19 protein-coding genes and 2 pseudogenes are annotated in these 12,757 nt (G+C 54.8%); 10 read left to right on the top strand and 11 right to left on the bottom strand.

Going from position 1 to position 12,757, the window contains the following annotated elements; translation table 11 throughout:
- The first annotated feature begins 37 nt into the window (after positions 1-37).
- Together IHQ71_RS31025 and IHQ71_RS31020 are read left to right on the top strand one after the other, a co-directional pair.
- Positions 38-244, top strand: coding sequence for a hypothetical protein (locus IHQ71_RS31025; protein ID WP_258163319.1), 207 nt, complete (start codon positions 38-40; stop codon positions 242-244).
- Positions 245-633: 389 nt separating this feature from the next.
- The gene (locus tag IHQ71_RS31020; RefSeq protein ID WP_258163318.1) at positions 634-1,788 is read left to right on the top strand and encodes a sulfotransferase; all 1,155 of its coding nucleotides are present in this window, start codon (positions 634-636) and stop codon (positions 1,786-1,788) included.
- A gap of 77 nt (positions 1,789-1,865) precedes the next feature.
- Here the strand turns inward: IHQ71_RS31020 and IHQ71_RS31015 are convergent, their stop codons facing one another.
- The 3 genes from IHQ71_RS31015 to IHQ71_RS32135 all read right to left on the bottom strand — a co-directional run bounded on the left by IHQ71_RS31015 (position 1,866) and on the right by IHQ71_RS32135 (position 2,756).
- Positions 1,866-2,183: a hypothetical protein gene (locus IHQ71_RS31015; RefSeq protein ID WP_258163316.1), complete on the bottom strand. Its 318-nt coding sequence runs from the start codon at positions 2,181-2,183 to the stop codon at positions 1,866-1,868.
- Between the two features lie 43 nt (positions 2,184-2,226).
- Complete coding sequence (locus tag IHQ71_RS31010; protein WP_258163315.1) at positions 2,227-2,451, bottom strand: hypothetical protein; 225 nt, start codon at positions 2,449-2,451, stop codon at positions 2,227-2,229.
- Positions 2,452-2,516: 65 nt separating this feature from the next.
- The gene (locus tag IHQ71_RS32135; RefSeq protein WP_374990087.1) at positions 2,517-2,756 is read right to left on the bottom strand and encodes a hypothetical protein; all 240 of its coding nucleotides are present in this window, start codon (positions 2,754-2,756) and stop codon (positions 2,517-2,519) included.
- An 80-nt stretch (positions 2,757-2,836) separates the two neighbouring features.
- Here IHQ71_RS32135 and IHQ71_RS31970 point away from each other — a divergent pair, with 80 nt between their 5' ends.
- Entirely contained in the window at positions 2,837-3,049 is a 213-nt protein-coding gene (locus IHQ71_RS31970) for a hypothetical protein (RefSeq protein ID WP_308737984.1), read from the top strand.
- 186 nt (positions 3,050-3,235) lie between these two features.
- Here the strand turns inward: IHQ71_RS31970 and IHQ71_RS31000 are convergent, their stop codons facing one another.
- Together IHQ71_RS31000 and IHQ71_RS30995 are read right to left on the bottom strand one after the other, a co-directional pair.
- Positions 3,236-3,559, bottom strand: coding sequence for a hypothetical protein (locus IHQ71_RS31000; protein ID WP_258163312.1), 324 nt, complete (start codon positions 3,557-3,559; stop codon positions 3,236-3,238).
- A 343-nt stretch (positions 3,560-3,902) separates the two neighbouring features.
- Positions 3,903-4,136 (bottom strand): hypothetical protein, encoded by a 234-nt coding sequence (locus IHQ71_RS30995; RefSeq protein WP_258163310.1) that lies wholly within the window; start codon positions 4,134-4,136, stop codon positions 3,903-3,905.
- A 210-nt stretch (positions 4,137-4,346) separates the two neighbouring features.
- Here IHQ71_RS30995 and IHQ71_RS30990 point away from each other — a divergent pair, with 210 nt between their 5' ends.
- On the top strand, positions 4,347-4,643 hold the full coding sequence (locus tag IHQ71_RS30990; RefSeq protein WP_258163309.1) for a DUF982 domain-containing protein: 297 nt from the start codon (positions 4,347-4,349) through the stop codon (positions 4,641-4,643).
- 220 nt (positions 4,644-4,863) lie between these two features.
- Here IHQ71_RS30990 and IHQ71_RS30985 read toward each other — a convergent pair.
- A pseudogene (locus tag IHQ71_RS30985) lies at positions 4,864-5,184 on the bottom strand (ATP-dependent DNA ligase); the annotation flags it as partial.
- Between the two features lie 104 nt (positions 5,185-5,288).
- Here IHQ71_RS30985 and IHQ71_RS30980 point away from each other — a divergent pair.
- Positions 5,289-5,477 (top strand): hypothetical protein, encoded by a 189-nt coding sequence (locus tag IHQ71_RS30980; RefSeq protein WP_258163308.1) that lies wholly within the window; start codon positions 5,289-5,291, stop codon positions 5,475-5,477.
- 18 nt (positions 5,478-5,495) lie between these two features.
- Here the strand turns inward: IHQ71_RS30980 and IHQ71_RS30975 are convergent, their stop codons facing one another.
- Positions 5,496-5,669: a hypothetical protein gene (locus IHQ71_RS30975; protein WP_258163307.1), complete on the bottom strand. Its 174-nt coding sequence runs from the start codon at positions 5,667-5,669 to the stop codon at positions 5,496-5,498.
- 158 nt (positions 5,670-5,827) lie between these two features.
- On the opposite strand from IHQ71_RS30975, the gene IHQ71_RS30970 reads away from it, so the two are divergent.
- Together IHQ71_RS30970 and IHQ71_RS30965 are read left to right on the top strand one after the other, a co-directional pair.
- The gene (locus tag IHQ71_RS30970; protein WP_258163306.1) at positions 5,828-6,031 is read left to right on the top strand and encodes a hypothetical protein; all 204 of its coding nucleotides are present in this window, start codon (positions 5,828-5,830) and stop codon (positions 6,029-6,031) included.
- A 127-nt stretch (positions 6,032-6,158) separates the two neighbouring features.
- Entirely contained in the window at positions 6,159-6,347 is a 189-nt protein-coding gene (locus IHQ71_RS30965) for a hypothetical protein (protein ID WP_258163304.1), read from the top strand.
- A 510-nt stretch (positions 6,348-6,857) separates the two neighbouring features.
- Here the strand turns inward: IHQ71_RS30965 and IHQ71_RS30960 are convergent.
- Together IHQ71_RS30960 and IHQ71_RS30955 are read right to left on the bottom strand one after the other, a co-directional pair.
- Positions 6,858-7,094: a DUF6894 family protein gene (locus IHQ71_RS30960; protein ID WP_258163303.1), complete on the bottom strand. Its 237-nt coding sequence runs from the start codon at positions 7,092-7,094 to the stop codon at positions 6,858-6,860.
- Between the two features lie 312 nt (positions 7,095-7,406).
- Positions 7,407-8,885 carry a hypothetical protein gene (locus IHQ71_RS30955; RefSeq protein ID WP_258163302.1) on the bottom strand — a complete coding sequence of 493 codons (1,479 nt, stop codon included), beginning with the start codon at positions 8,883-8,885 and terminating at the stop codon, positions 7,407-7,409.
- A gap of 645 nt (positions 8,886-9,530) precedes the next feature.
- Between IHQ71_RS30955 and IHQ71_RS30950 the strand changes: the two genes are divergently transcribed.
- Positions 9,531-9,773, top strand: a complete 243-nt coding sequence (locus IHQ71_RS30950; protein ID WP_258163301.1) for a hypothetical protein — start codon at positions 9,531-9,533, stop codon at positions 9,771-9,773.
- Positions 9,774-10,021: 248 nt separating this feature from the next.
- Here the strand turns inward: IHQ71_RS30950 and ligD are convergent.
- A pseudogene (gene ligD / locus IHQ71_RS30945) lies at positions 10,022-11,064 on the bottom strand (non-homologous end-joining DNA ligase).
- Between the two features lie 744 nt (positions 11,065-11,808).
- Between ligD and IHQ71_RS30940 the strand changes: the two are divergent.
- A complete protein-coding gene (locus tag IHQ71_RS30940; RefSeq protein ID WP_258163300.1) occupies positions 11,809-12,033 on the top strand; it encodes a hypothetical protein in 225 nt (74 codons plus the stop codon).
- A 123-nt stretch (positions 12,034-12,156) separates the two neighbouring features.
- Here the strand turns inward: IHQ71_RS30940 and IHQ71_RS30935 are convergent, their stop codons facing one another.
- Positions 12,157-12,405, bottom strand: coding sequence for a hypothetical protein (locus IHQ71_RS30935; protein ID WP_258163299.1), 249 nt, complete (start codon positions 12,403-12,405; stop codon positions 12,157-12,159).
- A 148-nt stretch (positions 12,406-12,553) separates the two neighbouring features.
- Here IHQ71_RS30935 and IHQ71_RS30930 point away from each other — a divergent pair, with 148 nt between their 5' ends.
- Positions 12,554-12,757 carry a hypothetical protein gene (locus IHQ71_RS30930; RefSeq protein WP_258163298.1) on the top strand — a complete coding sequence of 68 codons (204 nt, stop codon included), beginning with the start codon at positions 12,554-12,556 and terminating at the stop codon, positions 12,755-12,757.

Raw genomic sequence — 12,757 nt, 5'->3', positions numbered from 1 at the left:
CACGTGCGCTGTGTCAACTTGCGCGGGAGGACGGGACTTGGCGGTTTTCGTAGACAAGCTTCAATTGACCCAAGACGCGCTTTGCCGAAAGCGTATAGAAGAAATGATTGCAAAGGGCGATACCTCTTTGCGGGAGCCGATCAAGAGCAGGTCCCTACCTCAATTGCTCATGCAGATTGACCAGGAGATTGCGGAACTGAAGCGCGAAGTATTGAATCTAGGCGGCGACGCGTCCGCACTCTGAGCGCCCGGGAGGGACGATCGGCCGGGAGACCAGCGGATCGACTTCGCGCTTCAGTGGTGCAGTCGGAGGAGATTCAGGACGCTTTGCCATGGCGCCCATTGCGCCACAGATTTATTGAAATGCCGTCTTCACTGTGAAGGTGAATCTTGCCGATCTGCGAGCTTATGTTATTTTCTCCAATATGGATTCGCGGACGGACAGCAACGACAGTGTATGGGTGAAGTATGACGCACAGACAAAGCGCGTTGAGGTCTTCTATGGCGATCGACGCGTTACTATGGCGGGAACGTACGAAAACAGTGACGACGCTCGCGTAGCAGCCGAAGCCTATGCTCGTCGATATCTGGGCAAGAAATGAACTCGGCCCCTAACGCTGGCAAGGCTTCGCAATGGCTGAAGACTGGGAGAGGAAATACGAGTGGAAGCGCACTTGGCCAGATGACCGAGGGCTCGATGGCAAGCCGCTTGAAGACTATTCCTGCTTTGATGGTCAATATGCGGGCCGGATTCGGTTTGAGCCCGCAGGCCCGACAAAGGGTCTTTGGCAGTGGTCAGGGGCCTATCCAAAGCCAATGCGTGGGGCACCCGTCATGCCCAACGGCGGATATGCTGATTCCGCTGCCGAGGCGGCGAGAGCGGTTGAAGAATACTGGGACGTAATGCGCGATTTACACATGCAATTCGATGATGAAATGACGGAGAAAGAGAAGCAATCCCTTTCAAAGCCGGACTTCCTTTGCATTGGTGCACAGAAAGCAGCGACCAGTTGGCTGAACAAGGTGCTGCTCGAACACCCCCAAGTTTTTATGCCCCCCGTCAATGAATTGCACTTTTTTGATAGTGTCGGCCGCGACGCTCCGCAACGAGCACGCCAGATCAAGTTGGCTCACAAGGCGATCAAACGCGAAAGGCGTAAAGCAAAATCGAATAAAGCATACATCGGCTACCTGAAACACCTGATCTCTTTCCCCGTGGTCACCGCTGATTGGTATCGGGCCGCTTATTCCTGGCCTATGGCCGAAGGGGTCAAGAAGGGTGATATTACCCCTAGCTATTTGGAACTGGGAGAAGGCCAGGTGGCGTATGCGCGGCAGTTCCTTGGACCGACCAAGCTAATCTTGATTGTTCGCCGGCCGGCCGACCGGCTGCTGTCTCAGATGCGCATGTGGGCAGGTCGAGCCGATATTGATGCGCCCAACGAAGAGCAATGGTTGAACATTTTGAAGCGGATTCAAGAGAGTGAAAGCCGTGGCGGATATAGCACCGGAATTCCACTCTGGAGTTCGCACTTTGGCATAGATAGTCTGTTGATTATGCCGTTCTCAGACATCCGAAAAGATCCACACGGGACAATAGCTCGCGTGCAGGACCATATTGGCGTACCACGTTTTGAGGACTTCACACTTCTGACGGAGAAAATTCATCCCACCAAAAAATACGAGATTTCTGACAAGGTGAAGAGCACTGCGGAAGATCTGACTTTCAACGAGGCAGAATATCTTCGCTCAGAGTTCGGGGATGAGTTCTTCGAGAAAACGCGGTAGGTGCAGCCTTGACGAAAATGCCCAAGATATCCGATCGCATGAAGACCCGCGAAAGGCAAAGCACCGAGCAGTGACGACTATTGGTTTTCTGTGTCAGGCGGCGTGAACTTGCTGCGCCACGCCTTCGCAACATGTTCTTGGTGCTCAGCCGGGATATCTGCTTCGCTATCAGCAAGGTAGGTGCCGACATTCTTGCTCTTGCAGACATCGCAATGAACTTTCGGAACGAGATACATCGGAAGCGAACTGTGTTTGCGGCCTAGCTTCCTGGCGACCTCGGCTAGGTCGATCTCCGCGTCATGACCACAATCCATACAGAAGCCGTGGATCTTTAGCCCAGCATCGATGACCGAGCCGATAGTCGTATGTCTCGTTGGGTAACGTTTCTCAGCCACGTCATGCCGCCAAAGTTAGGGCAGGATCGACCACAACTACGCTCTACGGATTTTCGTTCGTCAACTGGTTCATCGTTTCGAGCAGGTCATCGGCCTCATCGAACGGCAAACCAAAGAGCATCTGATTATTCCAGATTGCCGCCGCCTTTGTCGTCTGATCCATGACCGTAAAGCTGCCGTCCTCCTCTCCAATCAGCACGTATCGTGGCCCTCTTCCGACAATGAGGAACGGATCATGGTCAAGCCAGTTCATCGGACCGTCGGCCATCTTAGTGTCTGCCTGTTCGAGAAGGACTCGTTACATCGACCACAAATATCCAGCAAAAAGATGGTTCAAGCAGCCAATTTGACAAGCTGATCGTCGGATAAGGGCCGCTGCAGCGCCTTCGCCTCATCCCACGGCTTGGTAAGCCAGATGTTGATCTCTTCTGGCGTCGTGAGGATGACCGGCATCGCCTTTGGATGGATCGGTGCCACCACGCCGTTCGGCTCCGTCGTGAGAAAGCCGTAGAAATCGCATGTGACCGACCCTTCCTTGACCTTGCGGACGCAGCTCCAGTCCCCGACCCAGATGCCTGCGAAATACCCATGGGCTCGGTTTCATCGACGGCAAACCACGCATTCGGCACCCTTCCGGACTCCGGTTTGCTGGTATGATCGGGCTCGGCAAATCGGGTGAACGGAACGACGCATCGGTTTTCGATGCCGAGCCAGCGTTTCCAATGCGAACTGTTGGTGTTGCGGACATTGGTCGTGCCGCCGTCGGGCTCCATCTTAAGCAATTGGGCGAAATCAACCTCCTTGCCTTTGGCGCGCAATTTGTCGGCGCGTTTCGCCGCCGCATCCATCAGAGCTTTCTGCGATGAGGGCAGTCCCCAGCGAACATGCGCCAGTTGCCGGCGGCCGGAGGCGGTGTTGCGCAGGATCAGCCCTTCACGATCGGGATAGACCTCGTAGCTGTCCATCATGTTGACGAGGTTGTCGAAGCTCTGGGCGTCCTGGACGAATTTGATGGTCCAATCGCGAGCGTCCAGCCGATACAGATTGCACATTCACAGCACCCCGTTCTTCCACCTGCTTTTCTTCACATAGTAGACTTCGACCAACTCTCGAACCGGTAGCTTTCCAATGTACGACCCGTCGTAGCTTCGAAGCTTTGCCGATATATAGTCCTTCTTCTTGCATTTCTGGCAAGTCATATGGGTTTCGATGGAATAGGTTTTCTGATCACCCAGTACAGCAATGAGGTCAGCCGGCCGGAAATTGTGCGTGAGGTTGCAGTATCGACAGTGCGCCTCGATAATCTGTCCATTGCGGTCAGCGTCAGACAGTGTGTAGCTCTTCTCGCGATAGGTGAAGGTCGTCTTTTCCGGCATACTGGCACCCGTCTACCACTCATACGGATTGCATGATTTTTGCAGCTGGTGGATATCCCCAGGCCGCCGGTTCCAGTTCCTACCCTTCCTGTCCTCGGGATAGAATGGATGCCTCCGAAGGCTTCCTTGAACTGGAGCGCATCCGCGACATCTGCGAAGCAGAAGACGAGATATTTTTCGTCGCCGTGCAGCACTGTGTGGGTTCGCCCGCAGACGCTCAGCCCGCGAATGAAAGTGTGAGGCGGATTGTAATTCTTGCCCGTACAGCTATCATACGGCACGGCAATCTGATGCGGCCATCCTCGATCGATGCCTGCCTGGGAAAGTTCGCCCTTGCGCCGCATCATGACAGGCGCTCGTATTTGGGCTTCCATCCCCGGCCATAGCCTTGGCTCATCAACCGGGAGGCCGTGTAGAGCTGGTCACGCAGGAAGTCGGCATCTAGCATCAACTCGCGGACCGCTTGGCGCGCATCGCCACCACACGCGCATATCATCGCATCGACGAGATCGACTTCTTGACGGGGGCTTCGTTCGAACGAGCCAACATCCAGGCGCAATTGTTCGGCCGCTGACATGGCGGTTCTCCTATCGCTGACAACGTGAAATGCTCCGCTCATGCGGAATATGTTCTCATTTTGTTCTCAGATAGAAAAAGAGTCAAGCCGGCAATCGGTTTTGATCTGATCGGACATGCTTTGTCTGCTTTCGTACAGAGCCTTGCGTTTGCTCTTTATCGCCCTAAATTTAAGTATCCGCTTAGTTTTTGATGGCCAAAGGAGGATGAAATGCAGGTCATTGAAACATTTTGGCGTAAGCCGATCACCGTCAGGCTACAAAATAGTCTTCAGCACACTTTTCATTCGCTCGAAGACACGATCGACTTTCTGGAGAAAGAATGGCCGGTTAAGTTCGGTGTGCATCATCGCCGAGCGCTGGATCTCTGTCGCGCGGCCGCTAAGCGTATGGTCGCGACCGAAGCAGCGCGAGAGGCACTAATATCGGCCTGCTTGGAGGCCAATATGCCGCTTGTGATGAACTTCCCTTCGTCGCCACAGCAGCCTCAGCCGCAGGTGCTTCCTTAGTAAGGCCGCGCGATATCCGAAGAAAGCCCGGCCGCACTTTCGCATGACCGGGCCGGAGTCCTCATCCAGGGAGAAATGACGATGCAATAACGCAACTGTTCGCCCATCAGTTCCACCTTCGACACCTATTTCCTAAAGCCGCGTTAGACTATGCTCGTCCCCGCGAGTCCCGGACGTGGCGCAAGCCAGGCACCTCATCCCGGCAAGTTTGATTTGCCGCCTATTGGCCGTTCGGGTTCGTTTCATCAAGGTTGTAGACATTTGCCTCATCTGGGATTTCCCGCAGACCCTTGAACGAGGCATGTCGCAGCTTTCCATCATCGGTCCAACCTCGATATTCGATTTCTGCGACAAGTTCCGGCTGAACGAAAACGAGGGTTTTGCCCTTTTTCGCTATCGCCGGCCGATTGGTCCTTAGTCCGTCAAGCAACGTCTTTAGCTCGCGCGCCTGAGCGTGCTTGAAGCCGGTTCCTACCGATCCAACATAAACGAGCTTGTCGCCCTTCCTGGCAGCTAGCAGAAGCCGTGCGATGGCGCCACGCATTGCGTGCCTTGTTAAAGGGGAGCTTTCCTACCAAGGCCCCGGAACATTGCAGTCAGCCGAGTCTTTAGCTCCAGAGCGGCCTTCGCTTGAAGGATTTTCAAATGCTGCCCATCGCGCCGCCTTTATTACCGAAAAGCCATCCCAACCGCCGTCTGTCCTGCATCGCCTCACTCAGGGCGAACTTTGAAGCTTCGGCAAATGGCCTCGTCGAAGCTGCCGTGGACGAAGGTTGGTCGCGCCGAGAAACGCTCCGCGCCATCCATGAACTGCGGACACGCAAGCTGGCTTAACGACAGAACACGCGACGGTCACCCTCTGTTGGTCGGCGGCGGCCACCCTAATTCCTTCATCCTGCGACGCCGCATATTCTTCGATTCGTTGCTCAGACGCTCTTGTTCAGCAATTTTGGCGTAGGCATCATTCGTCTCTTTGCGACGGGAGCCGGGCGTGGCATCGGGGGGCACGTCTTCATTATCTGCCATGGAAGCTCCTCTATATCCGCAATATTGGCAGACGCTTGCGCACAGTCAATCATCGAACAGTGAACCAAGGTCCGGTTGCGAAGATTCTTTTCTCGCTCGCGGAACGAGTCGCCAGTGATTCGATTGACTCGCGTTAGTTGAGTTTCAGAGGCTTGGACATGGCCGAACATGTAGAGAGTACCCGGCCCGTGCGGCTCCGCCCGACCTATAAGATGAAGGGCGCGGCTACGCTCCCATCGTCCAACTCGAAAGCCTTCGTGGCGGCCCAGAAAGCGATGATGAAATCGATCGAGGCGTCCGTTATCAAGCTCAAGGCGGAACGAGAGCGCTTCTTTCGAGACCGCCGAAACAGCGAGGATTGAGGTTCGCGGATCCGGGCGAAGAAGAAACTCTAATGATGTGCATCCTCGCGATGATTGCAATGGAATTTTGGGTCTTGGCAATTAGCTCAGTGTGAAGCGCCTTTCCGGCACGGGAGACATGATGAGAATGAGCACAAACCATCGCATCATTAAGGTGCTCGACCTGATTGAGGAAGATATCATCGGCATCATGGCGACCGCCAACGCCGCCGGCTACAGCTCCGAGGAAGTTCTCACGGCGCTTGAACTGATCGTCAAGAATGCGCGCATCGCTTTGGAAGAAGACCCAGACCCCGCAGACGATCCGCCGAATTGACCATTCCATTGAATGGCAAAAGAAATCCGTTGGCGCCGCACCTGGCCGGATGAAAACGACATCGATGGAAAGCCGTTTGGGGACTATTGCGCAGCCGATGGCGACATGATGCCGGCAGGATAAGACTTGTCCGAGAGTCCGCTTAAGAGGGATCAGTGCCGGCCTCGACGGCTGCTGAGGCCGGAAAGGAAAAATATTGGGACTCGATGAAGGCTCGCAGTTGATCATGATAGTTGACGCGCTATATTAGCGGCTTCTTTAGTGCGGGTTGACTATTACCAATGATCAAATTCGAATGCTTGGCGGCGGCCGGTGGCGCATGGGAAGTTCGCCGAAACGAACGCCTAGTCTGTTTCTTCTCATCCCGAGCGTCTGCGGAGCGAGCAGCAATCGCGTTTGCAGAAAATGCCTGTGCGAATGGTAAAGCAGCAAGCGTGACCGTTTTCGCAGATGGAGAGCCAGCATTTAGGCATAACTTCGTGCCACCACTCTGCCCGGAAAAGCCCCAGGTCAGTCGAACTTTAGCACCGACCTGAATGGCACCGTGAAAAGCTTGGTGCCGAGTTCATCCCATACCTCGAATTCATGGCCGTCGATGACATCACCGCGCCGAACTTGAGCCGCGAGAATTTCTCGCGCGGCATCCTTGGCCTCTTCCAGCGCAGCCCTAGCGCCGGGCATCTCAACACCTTCAAGATCCGGGATTAATTTGTCATGGTCACGGATGTGGAAATAGAACTGAGGCATGGCACGCTCCTGTGAAGTTATAACTTTCCTTTGAAGGTTAGGTTTCAACGCGAGCACAAACATTCGAGCCCCGTCATCGAGTAAGATTTTGTTAGGGTCTGTCCGGCACCCATAGCCGTGCTCAGCGCCCCTGATGAGCAAGACCCCTAACAGCTAATTCACAAACAGAACCGGCGCTTGCTCCAGAGTCGCCGATTCTTTGCTGTTGAGAGTTGGGAACAAAATACCCGACCGCGTGAGCGACCGGGCATGAGCTAAGCTTCCAATTCGCGACTCGAGCTTAGGGCGAAGGGGAAGTGCGGCATCTGGGTATCAGAGCGAAAGGATGAAGTCTCCTTGCTCGAATTCCACTGCCCTGTCGACCTGAATCTGGAAGTTAGCCTTGCCGTTTCCATCGGTGTCGATGGCGATGATCGTCTTCTCGTCAGCGATGGTATAGCGAATCTCGCCTTCTTCACCGCTGAACGCTCCCTCGCCGCCGAAGAAGAGTCCGTCGATGCCAGAAAGGTCGATCTGATCCCCTTGGCCCTGATCGAAGTCGTCGATCTCGTCACGGGTGTCCTTGTTGCCGAGGGTATTCAGCGCTGCGAATACGAAAATATCTTCGCCGTCACCGCCCGAGAACCACTGTTGGCCTGTGCCCGCCTCCAGGCGATCGTCACCCTCGTCAGCATAGATCCAACCATTGGCCTTGCCGAGTTTGATCTCGTCGTCGAACTGCGACCCGTCGATCCCCTCGATACGCTTCATGGTTTCGGTATTGCCGAAGCCGTCATTGATGACCTGACCCGTCGCAAGGGTCATATCGACGATGATGCCGCCTTGGCCGATGTCATTCCAGTAAAAGAACCGCGCGATGTCTCCAGAACCCTTGCCGCCGTCGTAGCTGTCGACGCCGTCGAGACCAATGAAGAAGTTATTGGCCTTCGAGCCAACGAATTTGTCAGCTTCGTTGGTGCCGACCACGCCTTCGATATTCGAGACAATGTCCTTGTCGCCGAATCCGTCGATCACGAAACCCTTGGCGAGGTTCGCGATAATTCCGCTTTCACCATCAAATTGTTCATCCTTTTGATACCGGACATCGTCCCAACCCTTGCCGCCGTCGATCGTGTCCTTTCCCTGGAGGCCCATGAAGGCCTCGTCGCGTTTGCTGCCGGTTATCCGGTCTTTGAACTTGGATCCGTCGTATTCCTCAAAGCCATTAAACGTGTCCTTGTCGCCCCAACTGTCCCTGACAGTGCCTTTGGCGGCGTTGAGAATAATTCCCATCGTCGCGTCATTGCGCCAATACGTCTCTTCGAAACTGAGCGTGTCCCAGTCCGCGCCGCCGTGCAGTTTGTCGTTGCCCTCGGAACCGCCGACAAAGGACCCCCCATCGCCGCAGAACACCTCGTCGTTTCCATGGTCTTCGGACAGGCTGATGACCGTTCCATTGTCGTTGCCGTGATAAACGTCGTTACCGCTCGTCAGCAGCTTCAGGAACTCCCACAGATCCGGCTCATCTGTGAACTTCGCTATCAAATCCAGAACGTCGAAGTTTGTGCCTGTCACGCTCAGCAAGTCACCGCCTTGATCGTCCAACAGGTTGAGGCCCGTGACCGTACCGCCGGTCATGATTCCGGAATTATATGTAAATCCTGTGCCGATCAGAACGATCTGATACCCGTTCTCGTCTTCGAAAATCGCCTGTGAGCTACCCTCGTCAATGAGGTCCAGACTGTTGATATCGTATAGTTGGTGAACTGACGAAAAGGGCGGCAAATCAGCGCCATATGTAAACACTGCCATGACTTCATTCTCCCTTTATGAAGTATCAACGGCAGCCAAGTTGAACCTCTCCCCGGAGAAGGTCAAGCAAAACTAATATAGAGAAACCTAAGCAACTTTCGCGATAACCTCAAACCAGGAAGAATCGTCAGATGAACGGCCTCCAGCAAGACAAAACCACTGCCGTGCGTTGTCGAGCGCTGAAGCGATGCACGGATCTGGGTCATAGCACCGTACGCGCAGACAGATGGCCTTTGGAATTGGCGGGACTTAACTCGAAGCTCTTGCAGCTCATCTTGATCCTGTACCCATTAATTGCTTTGGTGTATCAGACGTCTTATTCCAAATCTCGATGATAGGGATGAGGCTGGTTTCCGGCTAGGCGCGTCGCGCAGGCCAGACTCCCCGGCTGTAGTTTTCGAGGCTTTTTACCTAGTAACCGGTCGAAATATTGGAGCGGCTAATGGAATAATTTTGCGCCTTGAGCCGCGATCCGTGCTGTTACTGCGCTGTTCTCAGGAGTGGCCCCCCGCAACATTATTCAATCCAATTTGCTGAATGTAGGCACACCCTCGTCAAACGTGGATGCTTGCGCCTTCTAGTTCCCTGCGGCATGATATTCGAACCGGATACCCAGAAGTGACCACTTGCGAAAAGGAGTGCGCAATGCGCAAGGTCACACTGTTGTGGGTGGTGGCTCTCTTGGTTCTCGTCACCTTGCTTGGGTCTTTAATGCTGGCCTCGCCGATGATTGTCCTTGGGTCGGCGATCTACGACAAGATGTTTGGCCAGCCTGTCGATCCCTGTAACGCAATATTGACACCCGCGTGTGTTTTGTCAGGGTCGCCGAATTTTCGCAGTGCGCAAGGCCGCTCGGAAACATGGCTCAGATACCTGGACGACTCATAGTCATGGCGGCGTTCAACGAGGACTAGGACGGGACCCTCCTTGGAACCCAGATATTCGCGGCGCGTTTTGCAGGTCCGAAAGGGTTTGCTAATGCAAGAGGAAAAACCCAAGGTGCCGAGCAGTAGGGAAAGCCGCGACAAGCGGAAGGCTGAGACCGATCGTGCCTATCGAGAGATGGAAGAGAAGGACCGTAGGGAGCGATTAGAAAAGACGATGCGGCTACGAAAGATGCGGCTGGTGAAGGATATTCAGAGCGAATAGACCGAACCATCATCGGCGTCGTCTCTCAGCCCCTTGAATGAGGAGTGTCGCAATTTCGCGTCATCGGTCCAGCCGCGATACTCGATCTCGGCGACGAGTTCGGGCCGAACAAACACGAGCGTCTTGCCCTTCTTCGCAACAGCCGGCCGATCTGTGACCATCCCATCCAGTAGCGTCTTAATTTCGCGCGCCTGAGCGTGTTTGAAGCTAGTCCCGCCGAACCGACATAGACGAGCTTGCCATCCTTCATCGCTGCCAGGAGAAGCCGTGCGACGGCGCCGGGCATGGCAGTGGATGGCTCATAGCCGACGACCACGAAACTGTCGCTCTGGACGCATTTGATCTTCAGCCAATCGCCAGTGCGCCCTGATCTATAGGGTCGGTCTGCGTGCTTGGCGATGATGCCTTCCAAGCCGAGGGCGCATGCCTGCTTCAGCAACTCGTTTCCATCGGCGTCGATCGATTCCGAGAACTTGATGGCGCCTTCATTGCCTTCGAGCAGATCCCTCAACATCTCCCGGCGCTCGTGCTGGCCCAGCACGGTCAAGTCGTGGCCGTCGAGATAAAGCAGATCGAACGCGATGAAGACAGCCTCGCCCGCGTTGCGCTTGCCACCACGCCCGCCAAGCGCCTTCTGGAGCGCGCTGAAGTCGGATCGGCCTTGCTCGTCCAGCACAACGGCCTCGCCGTCAAGAATGAGCGTCCTGGGGCTGAAGGCTCGTGCCGCCGCTGCGATAGGGGGAAATCGGTCAGTCCAGTTGTGGCCGCCGCGCGTAATGATGCGAATGCCGTTGAGCTCGACATGGATTGCGAGGCGATAGCCATCCCATTTGATCTCGTATTGCCATTCCTCGCTCTTGGGGACCTTCTGCGAGAATAGAGCCAGGCACGGCTCTATCCTTGCCGGCATGGGATCGAAGGGGAGACGCGCTTGGAGAGGATCGGGAGCAACGATCGGCCGTGAGACTAACGGCAGATCGACATCGCGCTTCAACGGCGCGGAGGACGGAGGCTTCGGACGCTTTACCATGGCGCCATTTCGCCACAGATTAATTAAAGCGCCGTGTAGCCCGAACCGTGCGATAGCGTACGATCCACAAGCGTATCAAAATCGGTCGTCCGGCTTTACCCCAGTCGCCTCGTGCGGCTCGCTGGTTCGACCGCCTGGTTCGTTTTCGTACAAAACAAAAATCTTCTGGATTCCCCTAGAATTTTAGGGGTTAATAGTCGGCTGAGTAGTGCAACTGGAGGAAATCGTTGTGCTGGAGAGGATTAAAGTTCGGGAGCCGAGGACGGCGCCGTCATCATTCGCAAGGCCTATCGATTGTCAAAAAGAGGCCCGATCAACAATCAGGCAAGTGATTGTCCAAATGGTAATGGGGGGTTGGCGCGAAAGTGAAGCGGCACTCGCTCTTGCTGATGCCTGCGATGATTATTGCGTATATCTCTCCAAAGAACCCTCGGCCGGAATGAACGCGGCAAATTCCAATGCTCGCCCGTAACCGTGACCATCGCTCCAACTCCCTAGAGTCCTTGGAGCCTCTGGTGATTGCCATTGTTAACGAGGGCCGGACAGCGGGCTGGTCGAACGCCTATCTTGCCACGACGCTGATCGCGCTTTTTAATGATTTCATGCGTAACGATGGCACAGACGGCGAACCTGAGAGACAGAGGCGGACGCGCGTTCCGAGCTCCCCAATTTTGTTCTAAGACTAGGGACGAACCGCCGCCGGGCAATTTGGGCGGGATTTTCAGGCGTCAAGCGGAGTGTATCATGAGTAAAATTCCTTCAAAACTCGAACCAGATATCTCCTACAAGCTTGTTGCGACAAGTAATCGTCGTCCCACCATGGCTAGGAAGGACAGGGGGCAAGCTTTTATACCAATGGGTTTTCGGCGGATCGCTTTCGTCGTGCTTGGCGCGGGTGCATTGATAGGTGTCGGAAGAAGCGCGATGGCCGGCGGTACCGTAGTAAGCTTGCTGCGGTATCTGTTCTAGATTGACTAATTCCGCGCCTCAATCGCGGAGTGCACCCCGGCCGACGCCCATGAAAACATGGATCCCAGTCGGCCGGGGCAGCAATCGAAGGCAATCAACGCTCCTTATGCATCCGACAGCCGCCTATATTCCCTTGACGGGCGGCTTCATGTTGTAGCGCAAAGCAAGCTTGAGCACTGCGTCGGTCAGTTCTTGTTCGGACCAACCGGCTCGGGTCGCGTCTTCTGCAATCTCAGTCAACACTCGATCGAGATTTACATAAGGCGTTGTCGAGTTCACAGTCTCACGAAGAAAATCGCGCTCTATCGCAGCCATGCAGTCCAAGGCTCGATTAATGTATGGTCCAGGATGTCGAGGCGAGTTGATCGACATGAATTGCCTCCTTGTCAGAAATATTTGCATCCAATGCCGACTAGTCAATCGTCGGGTCTGCACGGTTTCGAAGATTCTTTTCTCTCTTGCGGAACGAGTCGCCAGTGATTCGATTGACTCGCGTTAGTTGAGTTTCGGAGGTTTCAATATGGCCGAACATGTAGAGAGTACCCGGCCTGGCCGGCCGCGCCCGATCGATCATATGAAGGGCGCGGCTTCGCTCCCGTCTTCCAATTCGAAGGCATTCATGGCTGCCCAGAAAACGATGATGAAATCGATCGAGGCGTCCGTTATCAAGCTCAAGGCGGAACGAGAGCGCTTCTTTCGAGACAGACGTAACAGCGAGGATTGA

The organism is Rhizobium sp. TH2 (assembly GCF_024707525.1).
Classification (GTDB): Bacteria; Pseudomonadota; Alphaproteobacteria; order Rhizobiales; family Rhizobiaceae; genus Rhizobium_E.
Note: the sequence above shows the minus strand (reverse complement) of the source record. Positions and strands in the feature narration are given on the sequence as shown.

What these genes read in the sequence shown, in the direction of transcription:
- IHQ71_RS31020 (WP_258163318.1), top strand. Translation starts at nt 634, where the DNA reads ATGGCTGAAGACTGGGAGAGGAAATACGAGTGGAAGCGCACTTGGCCA.
- IHQ71_RS31010 (WP_258163315.1), bottom strand. Translation starts at nt 2,451, where the DNA reads ATGGCCGACGGTCCGATGAACTGGCTTGACCATGATCCGTTCCTCATT.
- IHQ71_RS31970 (WP_308737984.1), top strand. Translation starts at nt 2,837, where the DNA reads ATGATCGGGCTCGGCAAATCGGGTGAACGGAACGACGCATCGGTTTTC.
- IHQ71_RS31000 (WP_258163312.1), bottom strand. Translation starts at nt 3,559, where the DNA reads ATGCCGGAAAAGACGACCTTCACCTATCGCGAGAAGAGCTACACACTG.
- IHQ71_RS30995 (WP_258163310.1), bottom strand. Translation starts at nt 4,136, where the DNA reads ATGTCAGCGGCCGAACAATTGCGCCTGGATGTTGGCTCGTTCGAACGA.
- IHQ71_RS30990 (WP_258163309.1), top strand. Translation starts at nt 4,347, where the DNA reads ATGCAGGTCATTGAAACATTTTGGCGTAAGCCGATCACCGTCAGGCTA.
- IHQ71_RS30980 (WP_258163308.1), top strand. Translation starts at nt 5,289, where the DNA reads ATGCTGCCCATCGCGCCGCCTTTATTACCGAAAAGCCATCCCAACCGC.
- IHQ71_RS30975 (WP_258163307.1), bottom strand. Translation starts at nt 5,669, where the DNA reads ATGGCAGATAATGAAGACGTGCCCCCCGATGCCACGCCCGGCTCCCGT.
- IHQ71_RS30970 (WP_258163306.1), top strand. Translation starts at nt 5,828, where the DNA reads ATGGCCGAACATGTAGAGAGTACCCGGCCCGTGCGGCTCCGCCCGACC.
- IHQ71_RS30965 (WP_258163304.1), top strand. Translation starts at nt 6,159, where the DNA reads ATGAGCACAAACCATCGCATCATTAAGGTGCTCGACCTGATTGAGGAA.
- IHQ71_RS30960 (WP_258163303.1), bottom strand. Translation starts at nt 7,094, where the DNA reads ATGCCTCAGTTCTATTTCCACATCCGTGACCATGACAAATTAATCCCG.
- IHQ71_RS30955 (WP_258163302.1), bottom strand. Translation starts at nt 8,885, where the DNA reads ATGGCAGTGTTTACATATGGCGCTGATTTGCCGCCCTTTTCGTCAGTT.
- IHQ71_RS30950 (WP_258163301.1), top strand. Translation starts at nt 9,531, where the DNA reads ATGCGCAAGGTCACACTGTTGTGGGTGGTGGCTCTCTTGGTTCTCGTC.
- IHQ71_RS30940 (WP_258163300.1), top strand. Translation starts at nt 11,809, where the DNA reads ATGAGTAAAATTCCTTCAAAACTCGAACCAGATATCTCCTACAAGCTT.
- IHQ71_RS30935 (WP_258163299.1), bottom strand. Translation starts at nt 12,405, where the DNA reads ATGTCGATCAACTCGCCTCGACATCCTGGACCATACATTAATCGAGCC.
- IHQ71_RS30930 (WP_258163298.1), top strand. Translation starts at nt 12,554, where the DNA reads ATGGCCGAACATGTAGAGAGTACCCGGCCTGGCCGGCCGCGCCCGATC.